The organism is Mycobacterium sp. 852014-50255_SCH5639931 (assembly GCF_001665605.1).
Classification (GTDB): Bacteria; Actinomycetota; Actinomycetes; order Mycobacteriales; family Mycobacteriaceae; genus Mycobacterium; species Mycobacterium paraffinicum.
In genome coordinates this window covers 57,206-83,493 of the sequence record NZ_LZSV01000001.1, presented here as the reverse complement: position 1 = coordinate 83,493, position 26,288 = coordinate 57,206, and the positions used below count along the sequence as shown (strand labels likewise).

The following is a 26,288-nucleotide window of genomic DNA, read 5'->3' as shown; positions in this document are numbered from 1 at the left end:
AGATGTGTATAAGAGACAGCCGTTCCGCCGCCGGTGCGCCGCCAGGTGATCGCCCAACGCCTGCCGTCGCACCACTGGCCCGATCGGGCGCTGCGGATCACCGCGATCGACGTGGACACCGGCGAATTGGTGGTTTTCGATCGCGAATCCGGCGTCGACCTCGTCGACGCGGTAGCGGCCAGCTGCGCGGTACCCGGGGCGTGGCCCCCCGTGGCGATCGCGGGCCGGCGCTACATGGACGGCGGGGTCGCCAGCTCGGTGCACCTCGGCGCGGCCGGCGACTGCGACACGGCGGTGGTGCTGGTGCCCTCGGGCGTGGACGCGCCCTCGGCGTTTGGCGACGGGCCGGCCGCGGAGATCTCCGCCTTCGCGGGCGCGACGTTCGCGGTGTTCGCCGATGCCGACTCGCTGGCGGCCTTCGGGCCCAACCCGTTGGACCCCGCCTGTCGCGTCGCGTCGGCACTGGCCGGACGCGAGCAGGGCCGCCGCGAAGCCCGAGGCGTCGCGCGTTTCCTGGGCGTCTGACCGGGCCGCGACGCTAACGCGCTGCGGCAGCACGGGTTTCAGGCTTCGGTCGCGGGCGGCGTGGTTCGTTTGTTCTCGAAAGCGTCCAGGGCCTCGTCCGCCAGCGCACGGCCGACGGCGATCACCTCCGCCGCCCGGTGAAACTCCAGGCCCCGGCAGGTCGAGCGCGGGATCTCGATCAACAGGTCGGGCGGGTAGACCGCCAGCGTGTGGCGCGCCAGGGCGGCCTGGGCGATGTCGATCGTCCGGTTCATCACCTCGAAGCTGCCCAGCTTCGGCACTTCGGGTGCGGCATCGGGCAGTACGCCGGCCGCATCATCCCCGTCCGCGGGCTCCTCGACGTCCAGATCCTCCGACCAGCTGTCCGCTTCGGCGGTGGACCCGCCGAATCGGCCCAGGACGGCGCGCGCGGTGGGCCGATCGAGCAGCGACCGGGCCGCGGAGGTGTCGAGCAGCGCGGAGGTGCTGCGCACCATGCGGTTCAGCCACTCGGCGGTCACGCCGGATTCCGCGTCCCGGGTGGCGATCGACTCGCTGCCGCTGAGGCTCACCGCGATGGTCACGTCGGCATTGACCGCCGACAGGGGGGCCATCGGCAGCGGATCCAGGATGCCGCCGTCGGCGAGCAGCCGCCCGTCGACTTCGTGTGGGGCGATCACGCCCGGTATGGCGATGGAGGCGCGGATCGCCGTGTCGACCGGGCCGCGCTGGAACCACACCGTTTTACCGGCCAACAGGTCGGTCGCGACCGCGGTGAAGGGGATGGGCAGCTGCTCGATGTCGACGGGGCCGAGGATGTCGCGCACCGCGTCCAGGATCTTCTCGGCCCGCATCACCCCGGCCGCGCTGATCGAGAAGTCCAGCAGCCGCAGGATGGTGCGCTGCGTCAGGGACTTCGCCCAGTCGGCGAACTCGTCGCGACGCCCGGCCGCCTCCAAACCGCCGACCAGCGCGCCCATCGACGACCCCGCGATTCCCACGATCTCGTAGTCACGTGCGCGCAGCGCGTCGATCACCCCGATGTGGGCGTAGCCGCGGGCCCCGCCGCTACCCAGCGCCAACGCGACGCGCGTCGGTGACGATCGGCGCGCGACGACGCCGCCAGGTCCGTCCGGCATCTCTTCATTTTGCGCGGCTAAGCGGGGTGGCAGCGGCCGGGTTGGCACTTTCTCTACCCGTGAATTCAATCGCGCACGAGTTCGAAAGCGTCAGCCGCATTCGTCGCCGGCGGCGGCGCGCGCGGCGGTGATCACGGCTGCCTGCCGGGCCGGTGTCAGATCCGCCCAGCGGGCATTCCAGCTGCCCGCGGTGCCCGACGGCGCGGCCTGGACCATTGCCAGATAGGGCTCGAACAGCGACTGACCGGTCTTGGGCTGGGCATCCATCCACAGTTTTGCGGCGTGACAGGCCTGGTAATACTCTTCCTCGGTCGAATTCGCGGGCACGTCGACCCTGGTCGTCACGCCCGCCGGCGACAGACCGACGGCGCCCGGTGGCGCCGCACCGGGGCGGCCCGGTAGGTCCGCCGGCCGCGGCGATGAGGACGCGGGCTTACCGCTCGGGGCTTCAGGTGAGCATCCCGTAGCCGCCAATAATCCGGCCGCCACGAGGAGCGTGCCCCACAGCCGGGGCCGTTGACCGCACCAGCGCATCCTCTCAATCTATGCAACACTGGCGGCCGTGATGGAGCGCTTCGGATTTTGCGAGTGTTGTCGGCCGTAACACGCCGCCGCCTGTCCGATCCTTTTTGTGGAGCTCCCCAATGTCTGTACCCCTCGCCGCTCCGGCTGCGTTGCGCCCGCGCACCATTTCGTCCCCATCGTCGGGACCGACCCGCCTGCGGGTTCCCGACCTCCTGCACGCCACCGACCAGGCCGCCGACGACGTGCTGAGCGGACGTTGCGACCACCTGCTGCCGCCGGGCGGAATACCCGAGTCGCGCCGTTGGTTCACCCGCATCCACGGTGACGAGGAGCTGGACGTCTGGCTGATCAGCTGGGTTCCCGGTCATCACACCGAACTGCACGACCACGGTGGGTCCCTTGGCGCGCTGACGGTCCTGTCCGGGTCGCTCAACGAATTCCGTTGGGACGGCCGGGCCCTGCGGCGTCGCCGGCTCGACGCGGGCGATCAGGCCGGGTTTCCGCTGGGCTGGGTGCATGACGTGGTGTGGGCGCCGCGGCCCGTGACCGTGCCGCTCTCGGGCCTGTCGGGCACCGTCCGAGAGCCGGTGACGCCTTCGCTCAGCGTGCACGCTTACTCGCCGCCGCTGACCGCGATGTCCTACTACGAGGTCACCGGCCGAAATCGGTTGCGCCGCCAGCGCACCGAACTGACCGACCAACCGGAAGGACCGTGATGAGCCGCATCGATGTTGTGTTGAGATCCGCCCGGCGCCGCTACCGTCGGCTTCCCGCCGCCGAGGTGCCCGATGCGCTGCGGCGGGGGGCGGTGCTCGTCGACATCCGGCCGCAGGCGCAGCGCTTCCGCGAGGGTGAGATCCCCGGCGCGCTGGTGATCGAACGCAACGTGTTGGAGTGGCGCTGCGATCCGACCAGCGAGGCCAAGCTGCCCGAGGCCGTCGGTGACGACGTCGAATGGGTGATCGTGTGCTCGGAGGGTTACACGTCCAGCCTCGCGGCGGCCGCGCTGCTGGACATCGGCCTGCACCGTGCGACCGACGTCATCGGCGGCTATCACGCGCTCGCGGGTGCCGGTGTGCTGGAACAACTTTCCGGCACGGGCTCGCTCGACGCCTGCCCGGGAGTGCTCGCCAGCTCCGGCAACCCCGGTCGCCGCTGGCTCTAGCTACCCGGTGGAGGTGGCATCCGAATGAAGCAGTGGCCGTAGCTTGTTGGTCTTTTCCGGCGTCCAACCCGGCGGTGACAGCACGGCGGCCCAGCCGTCGGCCGCGTCGGCGACGTAGTGGTGGCCATGGCCCTCGGGGACGTCTACCGCGACGGCCATGTCCGCGGTGACCTGCAGGAACGTCACCACCGGGATCCAGCGCGTCTCGGGCAGCACGTCGTAGCCCCGCCGCTCCCGCAGCCAATCCGGTTTGCTGAACAGCAGGTCGGGGGACCACCAGGCGATCGGATCCGAGGCGTGTTGCAGATAGACGACCCGCGGGTGATCCCACGCGGAGTTCGGGCGCCCCAAATTGCTTGGGCGAGCGACAAACCGGACGTTCTTGCCGTCGTTGTAGATGGGCAACCACTCCGGGGAACCGGCGTCGCGCGTCGACGTCAGGTCGGTCCAGATGGTGTTTTGGAATGTCGGCCCGCTGAACAAGGCGCCGTCGGTTCGGGCGAGGACGTTGTTCAGGCTCATGAACGGCGCCTCGCCGCCGAACGATCCCAGACTCTCGCCGAACACTACGAGCTTGGGGCGTTGCGCTTCGGGCATCTGGCGGATCAACCGGTCGACGGCCTCGAACAGCGCCTGCCCGGCGTGGCGGGCGTTCTCCTTGTCCACCAGGAAGGACAGCCAGCTCGGTAGGAACGAGTACTGCATGCTGACGATCGCGGTGTTGCCGTTGTACATGTACTCGAGCGCGTCGGCTTCCGCCTCGTTGATCCAGCCGGTGCCGGTGGTGGTTGCGACGGCGACGACGGCGCGTTGCAGCCCCCCGGTGCGCTGCAGCTCGCGCGCCGCCAGCTCGGCGGTCGCCGTGATGCCGTCCGCGGAGTTCAGCCCGGCGTAGGCGCGGATCGGTTCGGTTGCCGGAGCGCCGTTGAAGGCGGCCAGCTGGCCAACTCTCGGGCCGGCTTCCACGAAGATGCGACCTTGGTGCCCAAGGGATTCCCACGACACCAGTGACTCGGGACCGCCGGACCGCAGCGGGGTCTTCGGTGGCGCGGTGTCGGGATTCATCTCGTTGTTCGCCGAGGCGAAGGTGTTGTTCATGGTCCGCATGGCGGACTTGAGCACGACACCGTTGAGCAAGGTGATGGTGAGCACCAACAGCAGCGCCACCACGATGGTCGCCGACAACCGAAACGGCGCGATGCGGTCGACCTGGCAGACCAGGAACCTGACCAACCACCGGATGAACTGGCCGATTTCGACAAGCGTGAACAGCACCACCAGCGAAAGGCCCGCGGCCACCGGGTAGTCGTACCACTTCAGGTGCTGTACGCCCATGAGGTCGCGCACGTTGTCCTGCCACACGTGGAACCAGATGGCCATCAGCACCATGCCGAGCGCACCGATCGGGATCAGCACCTTCCACGCCCAGCGCGGCGGCGGGGGACTGTGATCCTTGGCGCGCATGTAGCGGACCAGCCACACGGCGAAGACGCCCAGCCCGTAGCCGATGGCGCCGGAGATGCCGCTGACCAGCCCCTGGAACAACGCACCGCGCGGCAGCAGGGACGGCGTCATGGAGAACCAGATGAAGATGAGGCCCACCGTGGTGCCGGTGAAGGTGTAATGCCGCACCCACCAGGGCTTTTCGGGTGACCGCGGCTCGCGAGTCTGCGGGCGGGTATCCGGGAGCGCAGCTTCTTCGGTGACGACCGTCGGGTTGCCGCCGGCTTCGGTGTTCGTCGCTGTACCCGGCTCGCTCATCGCATGCCTACCGGTGGGTGAAGTTGGGAGCGCGCTTCTCGATGAACGCCGTCATGCCCTCGGACTGGTCCTCCGTCGCGAAGGTCGAGTGGAAGAGGCGACGTTCGTAGAGCAGCCCTTCGGACAGCGTGGATTCGAACGCCCGGTTGACGGCCTCCTTGGCCATCCGGGCCGATGAGCGTGACATTTGGGAGATGGTCGTGGCGACGGCCTTGGCCTCGGCCAGCAGATCATCGGTGGGCACCACTCGCGAAACCAGGCCGCTGCGTTCGGCTTCGGCGGCGTCGATGGTGCGCCCGGTCAGGATGAGGTCCATGGCCTTGGCCTTGCCGATGGCGCGGGTGAGGCGCTGGGAGCCGCCCATGCCGGGCAGCACACCGAGTTTGATCTCGGGCTGGCCGAACTTCGCTGTGTCGGCGGCGATCAGCACATCGCACATCATGGCCAGCTCGCAGCCACCGCCGAGCGCGTGCCCGGCCACCGCGGCGATGGTCGGGGTGCGCACGGCCGCCAGTTTGGCCCAGGGGGCGAAGAAGTCGGCGTCAAACGCCTCGGCGTACGTCAGGCCGGCCATCTCTTTGATGTCGGCACCGGCCGCGAACGCCTTGGCCGAACCCGTGATGATGATCGCCCCGATGCCAGGATCGTTGTCGAACTCCGTTGCCGCCCTGGTCACTTCGTTCATCACCTGGGTGTTGAGTGCGTTGAGCGCTTTCGGCCGGTTCAGGGTGATGGTGCCGACGCGCTCGTCGCGCTCGACCAGGATGGTTTCGTAATCAGCGTCTGTCATCGTCAATCGCCTTCCTAGAAACTCAAGTCGTCGTCGACCGGGGTGAAATACGCCTCGACGTCGGCCGCGGTCACCGCGGCCAGCGTCGCCGGCGACCACTTCGGGTTGCGGTCTTTGTCGATCAGCTGGGCTCGGATGCCCTCGACCAGGTCGTGCGAGCGCAGCGATGCCGACGACACCCGATAATCCTGAATGAGAACGTCTTTCACCGTCTCGAGTTTGGCGGCGCGTCGGACGGCTTCCAGGGTTACCGACAACGAGATCGGCGAGCGGGTGCCGATCAGGTCGGCGGCGTGGTTGGCGGGGCCGGTGTCATGCCCGCGAAGCGCGGCAACGATGTCTTCGACCGTGTCGCCGGCGTAGCACTCGTCGATCCAACCGTGTTGTGCGGCAAGCTCGCTCGGCGGGGGCTCAATGGCGTGCGCGGCAAGCGCGCTCTGGACGCCGCCAGCCACGATCGCCCGGGTGAACGCCTCGAGATCGTCGTGCGGCACGTAGTGGTCGGCGAATCCCATTGCGATGGCGTCGGCTCCGGAAAACGGAGCTCCGGTCAGGGCGGCGTGCAGACCCAACCCACCGGGCGCTCGGGACAGCAGGAACATCCCGCCAACATCGGGAACGAAGCCGATGCCCACCTCGGGCATCGCGATCTTGGAGGTGTCGGTCACCACGCGGATGTTCGCGTGCGCGCTGACGCCGACGCCGCCACCCATCACGATGCCGTCCATCAGCGCCATGTAAGGCTTGGAGAAATCTGCGATCTGGGCATTGAGCAGATACTCGTCGCGCCAGAACCGCCGCGCCTCAACCCCGTCCTTACGCGCACTGTGATAGATGGAGACCACGTCGCCACCGGCGCACAAGCCGCGCTCGCCGGCGCCGGAGAGCACCACCGTGGATACCGCGTCGTCGTCTGCCCAGCGGGTGAGTATGGCGCTCAGCGCGTCCACCATCTGCTGATTGAGTGAGTTGATCGCCTTGGGGCGGTTGAGCGTGATCAGACCGACGTTGCCGTCGACGCGGGTTAGAACCTCATCGGACTCCTCGGTCACGCCCTGGCCTCCCATCGCCGGTCCACCCTCGAACGAAAAATCTAGATCGTGACGACCGACGCGATACCCCCGGGTAAGGGTTATCTTTAACGCGACGACAGCAGCTGTGTTATTTCGCAGGCTCCAGGCACCGGAAAATGCCCAGGTCGGCCGGGAACCCGGACGGGACGCTGATCGTTGAGATTGTGTTCGCACAGCTCGAAGCCAATAGAGAGGATCCGACGGTGCGGGAGACAAGCAACCCGGTATTTCGTTCGCTGCCCAAGCAGCGGGGCGGATACGCGCAATTCGGCACAGGCGCGGCCCCAATGCAGGGCTATGGAGCCGACCCCTACGCGGCCCCCTACCAAGCTCCCTACCAGGAGACCAGGGCTTCGCGCCCGCTGACCATCGACGACGTCGTTACCAAGACCGGCATCACGCTGGCCGTGTTGGCGGTGTCCGCCGTGGTGTCCTACTTCCTGGTGGCGTCCAACCTCGCGCTGGCGATGCCGCTGACCCTGGTCGGCGCGCTCGGCGGGCTGGGACTGGTGCTGGTCGCGACCTTCGGCCGCAAGCAGGACAGCCCGGCCATCGTGCTGAGCTACGCCGTCCTCGAGGGGCTCTTCCTGGGCGCCATCTCGTTCGTCTTCGCCAATTTCGCGGTCTCGCACGCCAACGCCGGCGTGCTGATCGGGGAGGCCGTCATGGGCACCTTCGGTGTCTTCTTCGGCATGCTGGTGGTGTACAAGACCGGCGCAATCCGGGTCACCCCCAAGTTCACCCGGATGCTCGTCGCCGCGATGTTCGGCGTGCTGGCCCTGATGCTCGGCAACTTCGTGCTCGCGATGTTCCACGTCGGCGGCGGTACCGGGCTGGGCCTGCGCAGCGGCGGTCCGCTGGCGATCATCTTCTCGCTGGTCTGCATCGGCATCGCGGCGTTCAGCTTCTTGATCGACTTCGACGCGGCCGACCAGATGGTGCGAGCCGGGGCGCCGGAGAAGGCGGCCTGGGGTATCGCGCTCGGCCTGACCGTGACCCTGGTCTGGCTCTACATCGAGATCCTGCGTCTGCTCAGTTACCTGCAGAACGACTAGTTCTCTTCAACGAAAAGACCGGCACGCCGATTGGCGTGCCGGTCTTTTCGTTTGTGCGGGCGTCGAGTGTGCGCTGGGGGCGGGCCTGCCCGGCATGTCGCGACCACGGCCGCACACTCGACGGCGAGCTCCGGCGACCGGTCAGCTCAGCCGCTCGATGATCATCGCCATGCCCTGCCCGCCGCCGACACACATGGTCTCCAGCCCGAACGTCTTGTCGTGCGTCTGCAGGTTGTTGATCAACGTGGTCGCGATGCGCGCGCCGGTCATGCCGAACGGGTGGCCCAGCGCGATCGCCCCGCCGGAGACGTTGAGCTTGTCTTCGTCCATGCCCAGCTCGCGCGCCGAACCCAGCACCTGGACCGCGAAGGCCTCGTTGATCTCGTAGAGGTCGATGTCGTTGATCGACATTCCCGCTCGCGCCAGCGCCTTCTTGCACGCCTCGATCGGGCCCAGACCCATGATCTCCGGCGAGAGGCCGCTGACGCCGGTGGACACGATGCGGGCCAGCGGCGTCAGGCCGAGTTCCTTGGCCTTGGTGTCGCTGGTGATCACCAGCGCGGCGGCGCCGTCGTTGAGCGGACAGGCGTTGCCCGCGGTGATCGTGCCATTGGGCCGGAACACCGGCTTGAGCTCGGAGACCTTCTCGTAGGTGGTGCCGGGACGAGGGCCGTCATCGGTGCTCACGGTGGTGCCGTCCGGCAGGGTCACCGGGGAGATCTCGCGCTCGAAGAACCCGCTCTTGATCGCCTCCTCGGCCCGGTTCTGGCTGCGCACCCCCCAGCGGTCCTGGTCTTCGCGGCTGACGCCGGTCAGGATGGCCACGTTCTCGGCGGTCTGACCCATCGCGATGTAGACGTCGGGCAGGCTCCCGTCGGCGCGGGGGTCGTGCCACTCGTCGGCGCCGGCGGCCGCGGCCTGCGTACGCTCCTGAGCCTCGTCGAACAGCGGGTTCTTGGTGTCGGGCCAGGAGTCGGAGTTGCCCTTGCCGAACCGGGACACGGTCTCGACACCCGCGGAGATGAACGCGTCGCCCTCGCCCGCCTTGATGGCGTGAAACGCCATCCGGGTGGTCTGCAGCGAGGACGAGCAGTACCGGTTCACGGTGGTGCCCGGCAGGAAGTCGTAACCGAGCTCAACAGCGACCACGCGCGCCATGTTGAAGCCGGACTCACCGCCCGGCAGGCCGCAGCCCAGGATGAGGTCGTCAATCTGGTGCGGGTTGAGCGCGGGCACCTTGTCCAGCGCGGCGCGCACCATCTGGGTGGCCAGGTCGTCGGGCCGCATGGAGACCAGCGACCCCTTCATCGCGCGGCCGATCGGCGAGCGAGCAGTTGAGACAATGACAGCTTCAGGCATGACGGTTCCCTTCAAATCCCTTTCGGATTCCGACGAGCTCGCTACATAACCGGGGTGGTGACTCCACACCGACGGGCTGGCACAAATCTAGTCGCTGGCAACCGGCGGGCACGAAGACGGGGCGGGTCCCGGCACCGGGCGCCGCCACAGCCGCGACATCACGCTGGTGCGGGTGTGGCGCTGACCGAGCACCGGCTCCGTCGTCGATGCCGCCAACTCCAGCGGCGGGAGATCGACCTCCTCGCCCAGCGCTTCGCCCAGCGCACGCAGCAGCGCGTCGGCCGCGATCGCGTAGGCGGGGGCGGACGGATGGAAGCCGTCCGGGGAGAACATCACGTGAGGCGTCGACCGGAGTTGCGGTGTCAGCAGCTGCGCCAGGGGTACCGGCATACCGCCGGCGGCCCGGACCGACGCGGCCTGGGCGCGCGCCAGTTGCAGACAACGCTCGTGTGCGATCGAGCGAAGGGGTTGGGGGATCGCGGTGATGACACCCAGGTCCGGGCAGGTGCCGGCGATCACCACCGCACCGCGGGCGCGCAACTTGCGCACGCTCAGCCCGAGCCGCTGCGCCGACTGGCTGACGCCGTTGAGGGCCGTCACGTCGTTGGCGCCGACCATGATCACCGCCGCATCCGGCGGCTTCCCGGCCACGAACATCGCATCGACCTGGCCGCACACGCCTTTCGACGTGGCGCCGACGATTGCCTTGGTGCTCAACCGGATTCGCTTGCCCGTCTGTTCGGCGAGGCCGCGCGCGATCCGCACTCCCGGCACTTCCTCGGCGCTGGTGCACCCGTAGCCGGCGGCCGTCGAGTCGCCGAAGATCATCAGGCTCAGATCGAACGGCACGCCGCGGTACCACCGCTCCACCGGGCCGCCGCCGCGGGTGTACACGCCGTCGGCGCGCGGCGGGATGTCCCACGCCTTGGGGATGACGGTGCGCGCGCGCGTCGCCTGGCCGGCCAGCAGGTTGCGCGCGCCCAGATAGGCAGTTCCTGTCGAGGCGAGTGCGCCCGCCGTGGCCAGGGCGATTGCCGAACGACGGGGCACCCGCATGGTCACGCGACCAGTTTAGTTCGGCTTGCATATTTGCGGGGTCGGCTGACAAACAATGTGATCACGGTGCGAATCAAATGAGGTAACAAATCGGACTCTTTAAATGTTGTCTTAAGAAGTGGCTGTCAAGCTAAGTTCGCGGGGTCGGCTGAGTGCCTCGAGCAACGGCTGAACCAGACGCTTAGCTGCCCCGTCACATGCTGTATCGCACTACAAAGGCGTAGGAAGTGTTGAGCATGAGCGCACCCGGCAAGGTATCCGGCTCGCCCCGGAACGCCCTTCGTCCACACGACGTCCTCGCGGCTCGCAGGGCCAGCAGGCCCCGCAGGTTCGCGATGAGCGATGGCACCCCGGTCGAGGTCCTCGAATCGGGACCCAGCGTTGCTGCGCGGGTGGCCAACCTGACGTCGCGAGTGACGGTTCGGCCGGTTCTCTCCGTCGGCAGCCATATTCCCAACTTCCCCTGGCCCTGGGGCTTCATCGACCTGGCGGCCCGGGTGGTGCTCCCGGTGTCGGCCACCGTCCGCGAGACGGTGAACTTGCCCAACGCGTCGGCGCAGTTGGTGCGTGCCCCGGGCGTGCTGCCCGCGGACGGCACCCGTCGGGTGGTCGTCTACTTCCACGGCGGTGCGTTCTTGACGTGTGGGGCGAACTCGCACGGCCGGCTGGTCGAAGCGCTGTCGCGGTTTGCTGACGCGCCGATCTTGGTGGTCAATTACCGGCTGCTGCCCAAGCATTCGATCGGGATGGCTCTCGATGACTGCCACGACGGCTACCAATGGCTGCGGCTGCGCGGATACGAGCCGGATCAGATCGTGCTGGCCGGTGACTCCGCGGGCGGCTACCTCGCACTCGCGCTGGCGCAACGCCTCCAGGAGGAGGGCGAGGAGCCGGCCGCGCTGGTGATGATCTCGCCGCTGCTGCAGTTGGCAAAGGAATACAAGCAGGCCCATCCCAACATCAACACCGACGCGATGTTCTCCGCCCGGGCGTTCGACGCGCTGGCCGAGCTGGTTGCCAGCGCGGCCGAAAAGCACAAAGTCGGGGGGCGGCCCGAGGAGATCTACGAGCCGTTGGAGCACATCAAGCCGGGCCTGCCGCGGACGCTGATCCATGTGTCGGGATCCGAGGTGTTGCTGCACGACGCCCGGCTGGCGGCGAGCCGGCTGGCCGCCGTCGGTGTGCCGGCCGAGGTGCGGGTGTGGCCCGGCCAGATTCACGACTTCCAGCTGGCCGCTCCGATGGTCCCGGAGGCGGTTCGCTCGCTGCACCAGATCGGCGACTATATCCGCGAGGCCACCGGCTAGCGCAACCCCCGCCGGGCGCCAACTCCGAAGCCGTCGTGCACCCCCGGAACCTGCCTGAGACGATGAACGCATGCGGATCGCCCAGCACATCAGCGAGCTCATCGGCGGCACGCCGCTAGTTCGCCTGAATTCCGTGGTTCCCGACGGCGCCGGCACTGTGGCGGCCAAGGTCGAGTACCTCAACCCCGGGGGTAGCTCGAAGGACCGGATCGCGGTGCGGATGATCGACGCCGCCGAAGCGAGCGGCCTACTGAAGCCCGGGGGCACCATCGTCGAACCCACCTCGGGCAACACCGGCGTCGGCCTGGCGCTGGTGGCACAGCAGCGCGGGTACAAGTGCGTGTTCGTCTGCCCCGACAAGGTCGGCGAAGACAAGCGCAACGTGCTGCTCGCCTACGGCGCGGAGGTGGTCGTCTGCCCGACGGCCGTGCCGCCCGACCACCCGGACAGCTACTACAGCGTCTCCGATCGGCTGACCAGGGAGATCGAGGGCGCCTGGAAGCCCGACCAGTACGCGAACCCGGAAGGCCCGGCCAGCCACTACGCCACCACCGGCCCGGAGATCTGGGCCGACACCGACGGCAAGGTCACCCACTTCGTCGCCGGCATCGGCACCGGCGGCACGATCACCGGTGCGGGCCGCTACCTCAAAGAGGTGTCGGGCGGGAAGGTGCGCATCATCGGCGCCGACCCCGAGGGTTCGGTGTACTCGGGCGGCAGCGGCCGGCCCTACCTGGTCGAGGGCGTCGGCGAGGACTTTTGGCCGGACGCGTACGACCGCACGGTCCCCGACCAGATCATCGCGGTGTCCGACTCCGACTCGTTCAACATGACCAGGCGGCTGGCCCGAGAGGAGGCGATGCTGGTCGGGGGGTCGTGCGGGATGGCGGTGGTGGCCGCGCTGAAGGTCGCCGAGGAGGCCGGACCCGGCGCGCTCGTCGTGGTGTTGCTGCCCGACGGCGGGCGCGGTTACATGGCGAAGATCTTCAACGACGCCTGGATGTCGTCGTACGGGTTCCTGCGCAGCCGCCTCGACGGTTCCACCGAGGAGGCCACGGTGGGTGATGTGCTGCGCGGCAAATCCGGCGCCCTGCCCGACTTGGTGCACACGCATCCTTCCGAGACCGTGCGCGACGCCATCGGCATCCTGCGCGAGTATGAGGTGTCCCAGATGCCCGTGGTCGGCGCCGAGCCGCCGGTGATGGCGGGCGAGGTGGCCGGGAGCGTTTCCGAGCGCGAACTGCTCTCGGCCGTCTTCGAGGGCCGGGCCAAATTGGCCGACGCCGTCTCGCTGCACATGAGCCCGCCGCTGCCGATGATCGGCGCGGGGGAGTTGGTCAGCGCGGCCGGTAAGGCGCTGCGTGACTGGGATGCGTTGATGGTGGTCGAGGAGGGCAAACCGGTCGGTGTGATCACCCGCTATGACCTGCTCGGTTTCCTCTCGGACGGGCCTCGTGGACTGGCAGGCCGGCGCTAGCGGGGCCCCCTTTCGGCCGCGACGCGTGTCTCGCCCGGCCGCTGCGCGCTCAGGTACTGTAATGCGGCCTGGTTCAGCTGGTCCGCAGTGGAAGGGGTGCCCATGACCGATCAACCGCCGCCTGGCGACGCTTATCCGCCACCTCCGCCGCCCGGGTCGTCCGGTGGTCAGGCGGTTCCGCCCCCTCCATCGACTCCCGCGGGCGGCTCCTATCCGCCGCCTCCGCCGCCGCCCGGCGGCTCCTATCCGCCGCCCCCGCCGTCCGCCGGTGGGTACGCGCCACCGCCTCCCGGACCTGCGATCCGCACGTTGCCGACGGAGTCCTACACGCCGTGGCTGACCCGGCTCGTGGCGTTCATCATCGACATCCTCCCGTACGCCGTCGTGCACGGTATCGGGACCGGGATCCTGGTCGCCACCCAGCAGACGTCGTGCATCACCGATGTCACGCAGTACGCCGTCAACCAGTACTGCGCGACGCAGAACTCGAGCATCGGCCTTGCGGCGCAGTGGTTGGCGTCGCTGGTGGGGCTGATCTATCTGATTTGGAACTACGGCTACCGCCAAGGCACCACCGGGTCGAGCGTCGGCAAATCGGTGATGAAGTTCAAGGTGGTCAGCGAGGTCACCGGCCAGCCCCTCGGTTTCGGGATGTCCATCGTGCGTTCCCTCGCGCACTTCGTCGACGCCATCATCTGCTTCATCGGTTTCCTTTTCCCGCTGTGGGATTCGAAGCGGCAAACGCTGGCGGACAAGATCATGACGACGGTCTGCCTGCCACTCGACGGGACCGAGCAACAGCTGAGCTAGCCGTGCGGGCGCGGTAGCCGACTCGGTCGTCACCTAGGCTGGTCGTCGATGAGCGACGACCACACCGGACATTTCACCGGACTCGCCACCAAGGCGATTCACGCCGGCTACCGGCCGGACCCGGCGACGGGGGCGGTCAACGCCCCGATCTATGCCAGCAGCACGTTCGCCCAAGACGGCGTCGGCGTGCTGCGTGGCGGGTTCGAATACGCGCGCACCGGCAACCCGACGCGCGCCGCGCTGGAGGCCTCGCTTGCCGCGGTCGAAGAGGGCAGCTACGGGCGGGCGTTCGGTTCCGGCATGGCCGCCGCCGACTGCGCGCTGCGGGCGGTGCTGCGGCCCGGCGATCACGTGATCATCCCCAACGATGCCTACGGTGGCACCTTCCGGCTGATCGACAAGGTGTTCACGCAGTGGAACGTCAGCTATAAGCCGGTGGCGCTGTCCGACCTGGACGCCGTCCGCGCCGCGGTCACACCGCAGACCCGCCTGATCTGGGTGGAGACACCGACCAACCCGCTGCTGTCCATCGCCGACATCGCGGCCCTCGCCGAACTGGGCAAACAGTTCTCGCTAAAAGTCTTGGTGGACAACACGTTTGCCTCACCCGCGCTGCAGCAGCCGTTGAAGCTGGGCGCCGACGTGGTGCTGCATTCGACCACCAAGTACATCGGTGGCCACTCCGACGTGGTGGGCGGGGCGTTGATCACCGATGACGCGGAGCTGGACGCGGCTTTCGCCTTCCTGCAGAACGGCGCGGGCGCGGTGCCCGGCCCGTTCGACGCCTACCTGGCCATGCGCGGGCTGAAGACCCTGGTGCTGCGGATGCAGCGACACAGCGAAAACGCTTCGGCCGTCGCGGATTTCCTCTCCGGGCATCCGGCGGTGAGCGCCGTGCTGTACCCCGGTCTGCCCGGCCACCCCGGGCACGACATCGCCGCTCGGCAGATGCGCGGCTTCGGTGGCATGGTGTCGGTGCGCATGCGGGGTGGCCGGCAAGCCGCACGGGATCTGTGCGCCCGCACCGAAGTCTTCATCCTGGCCGAGTCGCTCGGCGGCGTTGAGTCGCTGATCGAGTACCCGAGCGCCATGACGCACGCATCGACGGCCGGTTCCCAACTCGAAGTGCCCGACGACCTGGTGCGGTTGTCGGTCGGCATCGAAGACATCGCCGACCTGCTGGCCGACCTCGACCAGGCGCTGGGTGGCGTGGTGGCGGGCTAGGAGTGGTAGGGCTCCGCGCTGACCAGCGTGACCTCGACGGTGTTGCCGTTGGGCACCACGTAGCTGCGGGTCTCGCCGACCTTGGCGTCGATGAGGGCGCCGCCCAGCGGTGAGTTGGGCGAATACACCTCGAGCTTGCCGTCGTTGACGCCCTCCTGGCGGGTGGCGATCAGGAACGTCTCGGTGTCCGACTTGTCGCCGTTGTAGTAGACCTTCACCACCGAACCGGGCAGTGCGACGCCGGACTGCTTGGGCGCTTCGCCGACCTTGGCGTTGTTGAGCAGGTCCTGCAGCTGACGGATGCGGGCCTCTTGCTGGCCCTGCTCTTCGCGGGCGGCGTGGTATCCGCCGTTCTCGCGCAGGTCCCCTTCCTCGCGGCGGTCGTTGATTTCCGCGGCGATCACCGGACGATGGGCGATCAACTGATCGAGCTCCGCCTTCAGCCGGTCATGTGACTCCTGGGTCAGCCAGGTCACCGAAGTGTCCGTCATCTCGTCGTGCTCCTCATGTTGTCGTTCCGCGTACCCGCGTAAGCCTGTTTAACCCCGCCGCCGGGAGTATCCGGGTCTGCTCCCCGTGTGCTGCCGATCCGTTCTGCTCACGGCCATAATGCAGCAATACACGGTCCCATCAGGAACCGTGCATTCACCCATGTTACCACCGCGCAAACAATTGGTGACCCGAAATTCGCAGTTCGGCTGTTGTTACGGGGTCACGCCGGCCGCAGATAAGCCGGCACGTCGGTGCCGCAGCCGTAGATGTCGGCCATCACCGGCGGTTTGCTGGACTTCACCGTGGTGGTCAGCTGCACGGTGGCCGCCTCGGACGGGGGGACCAGCACTTCCCGCCTGCCCGTCTCGCTGCCGTCCTTGGCCCTGACCCGCACGATGCAGTCCACCGGCCGCGACGGATCGGATCGCGTCACGCTGATCGTTACCGATGCCGTCTCGTCGTCGATCACCCGATAGCTGCCCAGCGTGCCCGTCACGGGACTGGTGCCCAGCCGGTGGTAGCCGACGACGGCGATCACCAGCCCGGCGGCGACCACCAGCACGCCCAGCGCGATGACCAGCCAACGCCGGGGCACGCGCGGGCGCCCGGCGCGCCCGTAGCGGGCCTCCGGGAGCGAAGGCGAAGTTTCGGTCATGCCTGGGTATGCCTGGGTGGTCGGCTGCCGGACACCGGCCGGCAGCATGCAACGATCTGAAGAACTGGAATTATAGGTTTCGCAACCCACGACCAGCGGACCGACAAGGGGGCACGTGAGCGAACTGCGGTTGATGGCGGTGCACGCCCACCCCGACGACGAGTCCAGCAAGGGCGCGGCCACCCTCGCCCGCTACGCCGACAAGGGCCACCGGGTGCTGGTGGTGACGCTGACCGGCGGTGAGCGCGGCGACATCCTCAATCCGGCGATGGACCTGCCCGAGGTGCACGGCCACATCGCCGAGATCCGACGCGACGAGATGGCGAAGGCCGCCGAGATCCTCGGTGTCGAACACACCTGGCTGGGCTTCGTCGACTCCGGCTTGCCCAAAGGCGAGCCGCCGCCCCCGCTGCCCGAAGGATGCTTCGCGCTGGTGCCGCTGGAGGAGTCGGTCGAGTCGCTGGTTCGCGTGGTCCGCGAGTTCCGGCCGCATGTGATCACCACCTACGACGAGAACGGCGGCTACCCGCATCCGGATCACATTCGCTGCCACCAGGTTTCGGTCGGCGCCTTCGAGGCGGCCGGAGACTACCGGCGGTTTCCGGACGCGGGCGAGCCGTGGGTCGTATCGAAGCTCTACTACATCCACGGGTTCCTGCGGGCCCGGATGCAGCTGTTGCACGACGAGGCCATCAAACACGGGCACGAACCCCCGTTCGCGAAGTGGCTCGAGCACTGGGACGCCGCGCACGACCCGTTCGAGTCCCGGGTCACAACGCGCGTCGAGTGCTCGGCGTATTTCAGCCAACGCGACGACGCGCTGCGGGCGCACACCACCCAAATCGACCCGGACCACGACTTCTTCGCAGCGCCCATCGAATGGCAGCAGCGGCTCTGGCCGACGGAGGAGTTCGAGCTCGCGCGCTCGCGGGTCCCCGTCCGACTGCCCGAGGACGACCTGTTCGCCGGAATCGAGAGTGACGAGTGAACCACCTCTTTGTGGCGGCGAGTGCGTTGGCCGACGGCGCGCCGCAGCACACCGGGCCGGACTTCGGTAAGGCCAGCCCGATCGGGTTGCTGATCGTCGTGGTGTTGCTGATCGCCACGCTGTTCCTGCTGCGCTCGATGAACAAGCAACTCAAGAAGGTGCCCGACTCGTTCGACCCCAAGCACCCCGAGCCCGACCAGGCCGCCGACGAAGGCACCGACGCGGTCGACCAGGCAGACAACCGCCCCCCGGGCCAGGCGAACGGATCGGAGCGGGCACCGGGACCCGGCGATGAGCCCGGCTGACGCTGCCGCGACGAACACCCTCGGGCTGGCCACCAGTCCGTATCTGCGCCAGCACGCCGACAACCCGGTGCACTGGCAACAGTGGACCCCGCAGGCGCTCGCGGCCGCGGCCGAGCGCGACGTGCCCATCCTGCTCTCCATCGGCTATGCCGCCTGCCACTGGTGTCACGTGATGGCCCACGAATCGTTCGAGGACGACGAGGTGGCCGCCGCGATGAACTCCGGATTCGTCTGCATCAAGGTCGACCGGGAGGAACGACCGGACCTCGACGCCGTCTATATGAACGCCACCGTGGCGCTGACCGGACACGGCGGCTGGCCCATGACGTGTTTCCTGACGCCCGACGGCCGGCCCTTCTTCTGCGGCACCTACTATCCGAAAGACGGCTTCCTGCAACTGCTTTCGGCGGTGTCCGCCACCTGGGACCAGCGCCGCGGCGAGGTGGAGGAGGCGTCCGAGGCCATCGCGGGCGAATTGCGTGCGATGGCTTCCGGGCTGCCCTCCGGCGGCCCGGACGTCGCGCCGGCGCTGTGTGACCACGCGGTCGCCGTGGTGCTCGGCGACCGGGACGCGGTGCATGGCGGCTTCGGCGGCGCGCCCAAATTTCCGCCGTCGGCGATTCTCGAGGCATTGCTGCGCAACCACGAACGCACCGGCTCGACGGCGGCGCTGGAGGCCGTCGCGCACACCGGCAACGCGATGGCCCGCGGCGGCATCTACGACCAGATCGCCGGCGGGTTCGCCCGTTATAGCGTCGACAACGCTTGGGTGGTACCGCATTTCGAGAAGATGCTGTACGACAACGCGTTGCTGCTGCGCGCCTACGCGCACTGGGCCCGCCGGACCGGGGATCCGCTGGCGCGCCGGGTCGCGGCCCAGACCGCGCGCTTCCTGCTCGACGACCTGGCCGACGGCGCCGTGTTCACGTCGTCGCTGGACGCCGACGCCGACGGCCGCGAGGGCTGGACCTATGTCTGGACGCCCGGGCAGCTCACCGAGGTGCTCGGCCCCGACGACGGCCCCTGGGCCGCAACCGCTTTCGCGGTCACCGCGTCCGGCACCTTCGAACACGGCACCTCGGTGCTGCAATTGCCCGCCGATCCCGACGACCCGCAACGGCTCGAACGAGTCCGGGCCGCGCTGCTGGCCGCCCGGCTCGCCCGCGCCCAGCCCGGCCGCGACGACAAAGTCGTGACTTCCTGGAACGGTCTGGCGATCACCGCGCTGGCCGAGGCCAGCGTGGCCCTGGACGCGCCCGAATTGGCCGGGGCCGCACGCGATTGCGCACGCGCACTGCTGGGCTCGCACCTGGTCGACGGGCGGCTTCGGCGCGCCAGCCTGGGCGGGGTGGTCGGCGACAGCGCCGCCATCCTCGAGGACCACGCGATGCTGGCCACCGGCCTGCTCGCCCTCTACCAGCTGGACGCCGACCTCGGCTGGCTGACGCGGGCAACGGATCTGCTCGACACCGCGTTGCGGCACTTCGCCGACCCGCAGCGGCCCGGCCGCTGGTTCGACACCGCCGACGACGCCGAGCGGTTGATGCTGCGGCCCGCCGACCCGCTGGACGGGGCGACTCCGTCGGGCGCGTCGTCGATCACCGAGGCGCTGCTCACCGCGGCGCACCTGGTCGACGGCGACCGCGCGGAGCGGTATCTGCGGGCGGCGGCCGACGGGCTCAACACGCATTCGGTGCTGCTGGAGCGCGCGCCACGCTCCGCGGGCCACTGGCTGGCCGTGGCGGAGGCCGCGGTGCGCGGACCGCTGCAGATCGCGGTCGCCTGCGAACCGTCGCGGTCGGCGCTGCTGGCCGATGCGCGGCGGCTGGCACCGGGCGGGGCGATCGTCGTGGGCGGCGAAAAGGACTCGTCGGCGCTGCTGACCGGCCGCGACCGGGTGGCCGGCGCCGACGCCGCCTACGTGTGCCGCGGCCGGGTGTGCGACTTGCCGGTCACCACGTCCGAAGACCTCGCGAGGGCGCTCGACGCGCCACGGTAGCGTGACGTTTCATGCCGAGCGCCCAACACATCACCGACACGGTCAACCGCTACATCGAACTGGTCGCCAAGGGCGGCGCGGACGAGTTGGTCGAGCTGTACGCCGATGACGCCACCGTCGAGGATCCCGTCGGCGGCGAGGTGCACATCGGCCGCCAGGCGATCCACGGCTTCTATTCGGCGGTCGACAATGTGCAGCGCGAATGCGAGCTGGTGACGCTGCGGGTCGCCGGCAACGAGGCCGCCTTCCATTTCCGGCTCACGATCACCGCCGGGGAGCACCGGATGGTGATCGAGCCGATCGACGTGATGGCGTTCGACGAGGACGGCAAGGTCGCTCACATGAAGGCGTACTGGTCGCCCGCCGACGTCACGCAGCTGTAGACGCTCAGCGCACCAGCCACGCGTGGTCGCCGACGTAGAACACCGCGAACCACATGGCGATGTAGTGCAGGATGGCCGCGATCGCGGTGAAGGCGTGGAAGAACTCGTGATACCCGAACGTCCTGGGCCACGGGTCGGGCCACCGTAGCCCGTAGAAGATGCCACCGACGCTGTAGAACACCCCGCCGACGGCCAGCAGCACCATCGCCGCCACGCCCGCCTTGTGCAGAATCGTCGGGCAGTACCACACGGCCACCCAGCCCAGCATCAGGTACAGCGGCACACCCAGCCACCGCGGCGCCGTCGGCCAGCACACCTTCAGCAGGATGCCCGCCACCGCGCCGCCCCACACGATCCACAGCACCTCCACGCCGGTCTGCTGCGGCATGGCCAGGCGCGCGAATGGCGTGTAGCTCCCGGCGATGAACACGAAGATCATCGAATGGTCCAGCCGCTTCATGAGGTTCCGGGCCGCATCGGACGTCCACTGCACCCGGTGATAGGTGGCGCTGACGGCGAACATCGCCACCGTCGCCGCCGCGTAGATCAGCGTCGAATGACCGGCGCGCGGCGAGGAGGCGGCCCACGACACCGACACCAGCGTGGCGCCGGTGATGAACGCCAGCCACGCGGAGAAGAAGTGGATCCAGCCGCGCATGCGGGGCTTGCTCAGCGCCTGGGCCGCACCCTCGACAAGCTGTTCGACGGTGTTGCCTGGGGTGACGGCCTCGGATTTGCGATCCGAGCGCTCCGAATTGGCAGACGTGCTCGTCTGGCTGCTCATGTCTCCTGTGCCCTCGTCTTACAGATCGGGGATTGCCAGTGGCTGTCATCACCAACATAGTCGGCGTCGGTAACGGCATGGTCTCTCCGCGCGGTGACATCGCCGAATAGCAGGGGGAGATTTGGCGCAGCTCACAGTAGGCTGAATCTCCGTGGAAATTATCCCGCCGCGCCTCAAAGACCCGCTGTATCGCGTCTACGAGTTGCGGCTGCGGCAGGGTCTGGCCTCCTCCAAATCACACCTGCCCCGTCACATCGCGGTCCTGTGCGACGGCAACCGGCGATGGGCCCGCGACGCCGGCTATACCGACGTCAGCTACGGCTACCGCATGGGTGCGGCGAAGATCGCCGAGATGCTGCGCTGGTGCCAGGAAGCCGGCATCGAGATGACCACGGTCTACCTGCTGTCCACGGAAAACCTCCAACGCGACCCCGACGAGCTGGCGGGGCTCATCGAAATCATCACCGACGTCGTCGAGGAGATCTGCGCACCGGCCAATCGTTGGAGCGTGCGCACGGTCGGCGATCTGGAGTTGCTCGGCGAGGAACCGGCCCGGCGGGTGCGCGACGCGGTGGAATCCACACCCGTCGCGGCGACGTTCCACGTCAACGTCGCGGTCGGTTACGGCGGCCGGCGCGAGATCGTCGACGCGGTGCGGGCATTGCTGAGCAAGGAACTCGCCAACGGTGCGTCCGCCGAGGAGCTCATCGACGCGGTCAGCGTCGACGGCATTTCCGAAAACCTCTACACCTCCGGGCAACCCGATCCCGACCTGGTGATCCGCACGTCGGGGGAGCAACGCCTGTCCGGGTTCCTGCTGTGGCAGAGCGCGTATTCGGAGATGTGGTTCACGGAGGCGCACTGGCCCGCGTTCCGCCGGGTCGATTTCCTGCGTGCGCTGCGTGACTACAGTCAGCGGCACCGCAGGTACGGCAAGTAGCGGGTCGGCACGCATCAGGCCCGTGCCAAACTGGGTGCATGGCTGCGCTGTCGGCGGTGGTTTTCACGCTGAGCGGGTGGCTCGGGCTGTACCTGCTCGCTCGCGATCCGCGGAAGCCGGTGCTCGTGTTGGCGGCGATCGGCTTGTGCGGTTTCGCGCTGGTGGTCGCGCTGGACGCGGTGCGCACCGCCAGCCCCGGGTACGCGCACGTGCTCAGCCGCGTTGAGATCTACCTGGTGACCATCCCCGGCGTGGCGTGGTTCGCGGTGCTCGTCGAGCTGGCCCGGCCCAGCGACGGCTCGAGACCGCGCACGCGCGAGTTGTTGCTGGTGGCCGGGGTCGCCGCGCTGACCCTGTTCGGGGCGATGCTGGCCGGCAGTGTCGAGGGACCACTCCGGACGGGCCACTGGGTGATGTTCGCGGTGATCTCGGTATCCACCTTCGCCGCGATGGCAGTCGCGTTGCGGCAGGCGCGTCGGCCGCGGTCGGCAGTCGGGCTCGCCGTCGTCGCGACGCTGTTCTTCGCGCTCGGCAACGCCATCCTGATCATTCCGCTCGGCCTGGTGCCAAGCTGGGTGGCGCTGGCGTCGACGAGTCTCGACGTCCTCTCGCTCGGGCTCGCCGTCGCGCTGTGGGACGCATTCGACGAGGGCCAGGCGTTGCGCGCCGACATGCTCCGCTCGTTTGCCGGCTCGGTGGCGGTGGCGGTGTTGTTCGGCGGCCAGGCGCTGATCGGCCTGGCGCTGATCCGCCACGACCGCGCCGCGCAGACCGCGCTCACTGTGCTGCTGTTCACCAGCCTGGCGGTCGCGATCGCCGTGCAGGTGCTGGCAGATCCGTTGGCCGGGGTTCTCGATCGGCTGGCATTCTCGAAATCGCCCGCGCTGCGGGAGGATCGGGCGGCGCTGCGGAATACCGGCGCGGCGCTGCCGTTGCGGTCGGTGGATCCGCTCCGCCACGTCGACGACGTCACGTTCGCCAGGCTCACGCGTCGTGCCCTGGGCCATTACGGCGACCTGAGCAAGCTGGTCGCCAGCCCGTTGACCGCACTGCCCGTCATCGATGAGCGGCTCGCCGCCCGGGGCGCGCCCGACCATCCGCTGGAGCGGGCCAACGAACTCAAGGCGGTTCTCGCGGACGCGATCGGGCGGCTCAAGCCGCGTGACGCCGGCGATTTCGGGACCACCGAGCAGTGGCGCCACTACAACTCGCTGTATTTCCCCTACGTCGTCGGCGTGCGTGCGTACGCGCAGAACGCCACCGCCGCGGGACTGGATCCCACCGCTCGTCAGGCCTGGCAGTGGTTGGTCACCGAGGTTCCGCAGCGCTCGCTGCACAACTGGCAGAACGCCGCCGCCCGGCTGATCGCCGCCGACCTGCGCGGGCGGGTGCCAGTGGCTAGCGACTGATCCGGGAACGACGGTTGTGCCCCATGACTGCTGTGACTGCTGGGGCTGTTGAACGCCAGACTGGCGGTTGTCGAATAACGATTTCGATTCTTGCGCGCAAATGGGAATAGCCCGCCGAACCCACTCGTCTTTTTATCCGTGGCAGTAGTTGGCAGTGCCACGAGTCGATATGGCAGTGCGCCGGCGGCACGCTGAAGTTCGACCCAATCCGCCATCGCGAGGAGTAATCACATGATGTATGCATCTGGCGCGCCAGGTCTGGCAACCCGCCCCCTCTACGACTCGACCGACTCACTGCTGCGTTTCGCCATGCGCGCCGACGCCACGCTGACGGGCCTGTGCGGTTTGGCGATCGCTTTTCTCGCCGACCCGCTTTCGTCGCTGACGGGCCTGACGTCGCTGCAGGAGTACAGCCTCGGCGCCTTCTTCGTGCTCGGCGGCTTGGTTGTCTTCAGCCTCGCGGCGGCGTCGAACCTGCGCCGCGTCGGAATCGGCGTCGTCGTGGCCAACGTCGTGTTCACCCTGGGCGCGATCGTGGCCGCCGAAGCGCTGCCGTTGCCCGCGACGGGCATCGCCGCCACCCTGGCGGGTGGCGTGTACACCGCGGCGTTCGCCGGACTGCAGTACTGGGGCGTGCGCCGTCTCGAGACGGCGTAACCGTCACACCGGCTGCCTGGACGCCGTTTAAAGCTTGCGCAACCGGAGCCGGTTGATCGAGTGGTCGGCGTCCTTGCGCAGCACCAGGGTGGCCCGGGGCCGGGTCGGCAGGATGTTCTCGACCAGATTGGGCCGGTTGATGGACCGCCAGATCTCGCGCGCCGCGGCGACGGCCTTGGTGTCGTTGAGGGCCGAGTAGTGGTGGAAGTGTGACTCCGGGTCGGCGAAGGCGGTGCCGCGCAGCGACAGGAACCGCGACACGTACCACTGCTCAATGTCTTCGATGCGGGCGTCCACATACAGCGAGAAGTCGAACAGGTCCGACACCATCAGGGTCGGACCGGTCTGCAGGACGTTGAGACCCTCGAGGATCAAGATGTCGGGATGGCGCACGACGTGCTTGGCGCCGGGGATGATGTCGTATTTCAGGTGCGAATAGACCGGCGCGCACGCGTAGTCGCTGCCGGATTTGACCGACGTCACGAACCGCATCAGCGCCCGGCGGTTGTAGCTCTCTGGAAAACCCTTGCGGTGCATCAGGTTTCGCCGATCGAGTTCGGCGTTCGGGTAGAGGAAGCCGTCGGTGGTCACCAGGTCCACCCTGGGGTGGTGGTCCCAGCGGGCCAGCAGGGCCTGCAGCACGCGGGCCGTGGTCGATTTGCCGACCGCGACGCTGCCGGCCACGCCGATCACGAACGGCACCGGCCGGTCGGGGTTCTGTTGCGGCTCGCCGAGGAACTCGGCCGTGGCGGCAAACAACCGCTGGCGCGCGGCGACCTGAAGGTGGATCAGCCGGGCCAGCGGCAGGTAAACCTCCTCCACTTCGAGTAGGTCGAGCTGCTCACCAAGACCGCGCAGGCCAACCAATTCCTCTTCGGTGAGGGCCAGCGGCGTCGACATGCGAAGCGCGCGCCATTGCTTTCGGTCGAACTCCACATAGGGGCTCGGCTCGCTAAGCCGCGGCATAGTGCAAGTGTTGCAGGGGCGGACGCGCCCCCGACGGCTGGGCTGGCTAAACCGTCGCTGGATAGACTGGCGCCGTGACCGCTGCACCCGACGCCCGCCCCTCCACGTCCGTCATGTCCGCCGCACTCGCCGAGGTCGACCCCGACATCGCCGAGCTGCTCGGCAAAGAGCTGGGCCGTCAGCGCGACACCCTGGAGATGATCGCCTCGGAGAACTTCGTGCCGCGCGCGGTGCTGCAGGCCCAGGGCAGCGTCCTGACGAACAAGTACGCCGAGGGTCTGCCCGGCCGGCGCTACTACGGCGGCTGCGAGTACGTCGACGTCGTGGAGAACATCGCCCGCGACCGGGCGAAGGCGCTCTTCGGCGCAGACTTCGCCAATGTGCAGCCGCATTCGGGTGCGCAGGCCAACGCCGCCGTGCTGCAGGCGCTGATGACGCCGGGGGAGCGGCTGCTGGGCCTCGACCTCGCCAACGGCGGGCACCTGACGCACGGGATGAAGCTCAACTTCTCCGGCAAGCTCTACGAAACCGGCTTCTACGGTGTGGATCCCACGACGCACCTGGTGGACATGGATGCGGTGCGGGCCAAGGCCCTCGAGTTCCGCCCCAAGGTCATCATTGCCGGCTGGTCGGCCTACCCGCGGATTCTGGACTTCGCGGCGTTCCGCTCGATCGCCGACGAGGTCGACGCCAAGCTGTGGGTGGACATGGCGCACTTCGCGGGCCTGGTCGCCGTGGGATTGCACCCGTCGCCGGTGCCGCACGCGGACGTGGTGTCCACGACCGTGCACAAGACGCTCGGCGGCCCGCGTTCCGGCCTGATCCTGGGCAAGCAGGAGTACGCCAAGTCCGTCAACTCCGCGGTGTTCCCCGGCCAGCAGGGCGGACCCCTGATGCACGTCATCGCCGGCAAGGCCGTCGCGCTCAAGATCGCCGGCACCCCCGAGTTCGCCGACCGGCAGCAGCGCACCCTGTCCGGTGCCCGCATCATCGCCGACCGGTTGACGGCCCCCGACGTCACCAAAGCGGGTGTGTCGGTGGTCAGCGGCGGCACCGACGTCCACCTGGTGCTGGTGGACCTGCGCAATTCACCGCTGGACGGCCAGGCCGCCGAGGACCTGCTCCACGAGATCGGAATCACGGTCAACCGCAACGCGGTCCCCAACGACCCGCGCCCGCCGATGGTGACATCCGGCCTGCGGGTGGGCACGCCCGCGCTGGCGACCCGCGGCTTCGGGGACGCGGAGTTCACCGAGGTTGCCGACGTCATCGCCACCGCGCTGGCGGCGGGCAGCGGGGCGGACCTGTCCGCGCTGCGGCAGCGGGTAACACGCCTGGCCAGGGATTTCCCGCTGTACGAGGGTCTCGAGGAGTGGACGCTGGTCGACCGCTAGGCCCGGCGAAAGGACCAAAGTCACCAGTTGCCGCGACACGGGCCGGGTGATTTCACGAACCTGTGTACGCG

The 26,288-nt window shown here is 68.5% G+C and carries 26 protein-coding genes and 1 pseudogene; 16 read left to right on the top strand and 11 right to left on the bottom strand.

Annotated features, from left to right (window positions below):
• Positions 1-21: 21 nt before the first annotated feature.
• A pseudogene (locus tag A5758_RS00405) lies at positions 22-525 on the top strand (patatin-like phospholipase family protein); the annotation flags it as partial.
• Between the two features lie 38 nt (positions 526-563).
• Here the strand turns inward: A5758_RS00405 and A5758_RS00400 are convergent.
• Both A5758_RS00400 and A5758_RS00395 read right to left on the bottom strand, forming a co-directional pair.
• Entirely contained in the window at positions 564-1,643 is a 1,080-nt protein-coding gene (locus tag A5758_RS00400) for a patatin-like phospholipase family protein (RefSeq protein ID WP_067209418.1), read from the bottom strand.
• A gap of 90 nt (positions 1,644-1,733) precedes the next feature.
• Complete coding sequence (locus A5758_RS00395) at positions 1,734-2,177, bottom strand: lipoprotein LpqV (RefSeq protein ID WP_067735042.1); 444 nt, start codon at positions 2,175-2,177, stop codon at positions 1,734-1,736.
• 110 nt (positions 2,178-2,287) lie between these two features.
• Here A5758_RS00395 and A5758_RS00390 point away from each other — a divergent pair, with 110 nt between their 5' ends.
• The gene (locus tag A5758_RS00390; RefSeq protein ID WP_067735040.1) at positions 2,288-2,884 is read left to right on the top strand and encodes a cysteine dioxygenase; all 597 of its coding nucleotides are present in this window, start codon (positions 2,288-2,290) and stop codon (positions 2,882-2,884) included.
• On the top strand, positions 2,884-3,333 hold the full coding sequence (locus A5758_RS00385) for a rhodanese-like domain-containing protein (protein WP_067735037.1): 450 nt from the start codon (positions 2,884-2,886) through the stop codon (positions 3,331-3,333). The genes A5758_RS00390 and A5758_RS00385 overlap by 1 nt, the downstream gene beginning before the upstream one ends.
• Here A5758_RS00385 and A5758_RS00380 read toward each other — a convergent pair whose 3' ends face one another.
• From A5758_RS00380 to A5758_RS00370, 3 genes are read right to left on the bottom strand one after another with little or no spacing between them, the layout of a single operon-like run.
• The gene (locus A5758_RS00380) at positions 3,334-5,094 is read right to left on the bottom strand and encodes an alpha/beta-hydrolase family protein (RefSeq protein ID WP_067735034.1); all 1,761 of its coding nucleotides are present in this window, start codon (positions 5,092-5,094) and stop codon (positions 3,334-3,336) included.
• Positions 5,095-5,101: 7 nt separating this feature from the next.
• Positions 5,102-5,884 (bottom strand): enoyl-CoA hydratase, encoded by a 783-nt coding sequence (locus A5758_RS00375; RefSeq protein WP_067735031.1) that lies wholly within the window; start codon positions 5,882-5,884, stop codon positions 5,102-5,104.
• Positions 5,885-5,898: 14 nt separating this feature from the next.
• Positions 5,899-6,936 carry an enoyl-CoA hydratase/isomerase family protein gene (locus tag A5758_RS00370; RefSeq protein ID WP_067735066.1) on the bottom strand — a complete coding sequence of 346 codons (1,038 nt, stop codon included), beginning with the start codon at positions 6,934-6,936 and terminating at the stop codon, positions 5,899-5,901.
• A 224-nt stretch (positions 6,937-7,160) separates the two neighbouring features.
• On the opposite strand from A5758_RS00370, the gene A5758_RS00365 reads away from it, so the two are divergent.
• Positions 7,161-8,012 carry a Bax inhibitor-1/YccA family protein gene (locus A5758_RS00365; RefSeq protein ID WP_067735063.1) on the top strand — a complete coding sequence of 284 codons (852 nt, stop codon included), beginning with the start codon at positions 7,161-7,163 and terminating at the stop codon, positions 8,010-8,012.
• 141 nt (positions 8,013-8,153) lie between these two features.
• Here the strand turns inward: A5758_RS00365 and A5758_RS00360 are convergent, their stop codons facing one another.
• Positions 8,154-9,371, bottom strand: coding sequence for an acetyl-CoA C-acetyltransferase (locus tag A5758_RS00360; RefSeq protein WP_067209442.1), 1,218 nt, complete (start codon positions 9,369-9,371; stop codon positions 8,154-8,156).
• Positions 9,372-9,458: 87 nt separating this feature from the next.
• Positions 9,459-10,433, bottom strand: coding sequence for an SGNH/GDSL hydrolase family protein (locus A5758_RS00355; RefSeq protein ID WP_067735029.1), 975 nt, complete (start codon positions 10,431-10,433; stop codon positions 9,459-9,461).
• Positions 10,434-10,663: 230 nt separating this feature from the next.
• Here A5758_RS00355 and A5758_RS00350 point away from each other — a divergent pair, with 230 nt between their 5' ends.
• From A5758_RS00350 to A5758_RS00335, 4 genes are all read left to right on the top strand, one after another.
• Positions 10,664-11,734, top strand: a complete 1,071-nt coding sequence (locus A5758_RS00350; RefSeq protein ID WP_067735026.1) for an alpha/beta hydrolase — start codon at positions 10,664-10,666, stop codon at positions 11,732-11,734.
• Positions 11,735-11,804: 70 nt separating this feature from the next.
• Complete coding sequence (locus A5758_RS00345; protein WP_067735024.1) at positions 11,805-13,211, top strand: cystathionine beta-synthase; 1,407 nt, start codon at positions 11,805-11,807, stop codon at positions 13,209-13,211.
• 102 nt (positions 13,212-13,313) lie between these two features.
• On the top strand, positions 13,314-14,021 hold the full coding sequence (locus tag A5758_RS00340; RefSeq protein WP_067735022.1) for an RDD family protein: 708 nt from the start codon (positions 13,314-13,316) through the stop codon (positions 14,019-14,021).
• Between the two features lie 48 nt (positions 14,022-14,069).
• Positions 14,070-15,245, top strand: coding sequence for a cystathionine gamma-synthase (locus tag A5758_RS00335; RefSeq protein ID WP_067735019.1), 1,176 nt, complete (start codon positions 14,070-14,072; stop codon positions 15,243-15,245).
• Here the strand turns inward: A5758_RS00335 and greA are convergent.
• Both greA and A5758_RS00325 read right to left on the bottom strand, forming a co-directional pair.
• Positions 15,242-15,736, bottom strand: a complete 495-nt coding sequence (greA, locus tag A5758_RS00330; protein WP_067210607.1) for a transcription elongation factor GreA — start codon at positions 15,734-15,736, stop codon at positions 15,242-15,244. The two genes, A5758_RS00335 and greA, sit on opposite strands and share 4 nt — an antisense overlap.
• 221 nt (positions 15,737-15,957) lie before the next feature.
• Entirely contained in the window at positions 15,958-16,392 is a 435-nt protein-coding gene (locus A5758_RS00325; RefSeq protein WP_067210623.1) for a DUF4307 domain-containing protein, read from the bottom strand.
• Between the two features lie 115 nt (positions 16,393-16,507).
• Here A5758_RS00325 and mca point away from each other — a divergent pair, with 115 nt between their 5' ends.
• From mca to A5758_RS00305, 4 genes are read left to right on the top strand one after another with little or no spacing between them, the layout of a single operon-like run.
• Entirely contained in the window at positions 16,508-17,380 is an 873-nt protein-coding gene (mca, locus tag A5758_RS00320) for a mycothiol conjugate amidase Mca (protein WP_067210604.1), read from the top strand.
• A complete protein-coding gene (locus A5758_RS00315) occupies positions 17,377-17,685 on the top strand; it encodes a hypothetical protein (protein ID WP_067735016.1) in 309 nt (102 codons plus the stop codon). Before mca ends, A5758_RS00315 begins: the two co-directional genes overlap by 4 nt.
• Entirely contained in the window at positions 17,672-19,684 is a 2,013-nt protein-coding gene (locus A5758_RS00310) for a thioredoxin domain-containing protein (RefSeq protein ID WP_067735013.1), read from the top strand. The genes A5758_RS00315 and A5758_RS00310 overlap by 14 nt, the downstream gene beginning before the upstream one ends.
• Positions 19,685-19,695: 11 nt before the next feature.
• Entirely contained in the window at positions 19,696-20,067 is a 372-nt protein-coding gene (locus A5758_RS00305; RefSeq protein WP_067210594.1) for a nuclear transport factor 2 family protein, read from the top strand.
• A 4-nt stretch (positions 20,068-20,071) separates the two neighbouring features.
• Here the strand turns inward: A5758_RS00305 and A5758_RS00300 are convergent, their stop codons facing one another.
• Positions 20,072-20,851: a hemolysin III family protein gene (locus A5758_RS00300; protein WP_067210591.1), complete on the bottom strand. Its 780-nt coding sequence runs from the start codon at positions 20,849-20,851 to the stop codon at positions 20,072-20,074.
• Between the two features lie 151 nt (positions 20,852-21,002).
• Here A5758_RS00300 and A5758_RS00295 point away from each other — a divergent pair, with 151 nt between their 5' ends.
• From A5758_RS00295 to A5758_RS00285, 3 genes are all read left to right on the top strand, one after another.
• Entirely contained in the window at positions 21,003-21,791 is a 789-nt protein-coding gene (locus A5758_RS00295) for a (2Z,6E)-farnesyl diphosphate synthase (RefSeq protein WP_067210588.1), read from the top strand.
• Positions 21,792-21,829: 38 nt separating this feature from the next.
• On the top strand, positions 21,830-23,200 hold the full coding sequence (locus A5758_RS00290; RefSeq protein WP_067735010.1) for a hypothetical protein: 1,371 nt from the start codon (positions 21,830-21,832) through the stop codon (positions 23,198-23,200).
• 231 nt (positions 23,201-23,431) lie between these two features.
• Positions 23,432-23,857: a hypothetical protein gene (locus A5758_RS00285; RefSeq protein WP_067210580.1), complete on the top strand. Its 426-nt coding sequence runs from the start codon at positions 23,432-23,434 to the stop codon at positions 23,855-23,857.
• A gap of 27 nt (positions 23,858-23,884) precedes the next feature.
• On the opposite strand, the gene coaA is transcribed toward A5758_RS00285, so the two are convergent.
• Positions 23,885-24,823 (bottom strand): type I pantothenate kinase, encoded by a 939-nt coding sequence (coaA, locus tag A5758_RS00280; protein WP_067210576.1) that lies wholly within the window; start codon positions 24,821-24,823, stop codon positions 23,885-23,887.
• Positions 24,824-24,936: 113 nt separating this feature from the next.
• Between coaA and glyA the strand changes: the two genes are divergently transcribed.
• Positions 24,937-26,217, top strand: coding sequence for a serine hydroxymethyltransferase (glyA, locus tag A5758_RS00275; protein ID WP_067210572.1), 1,281 nt, complete (start codon positions 24,937-24,939; stop codon positions 26,215-26,217).
• Positions 26,218-26,288 lie beyond the last annotated feature (71 nt).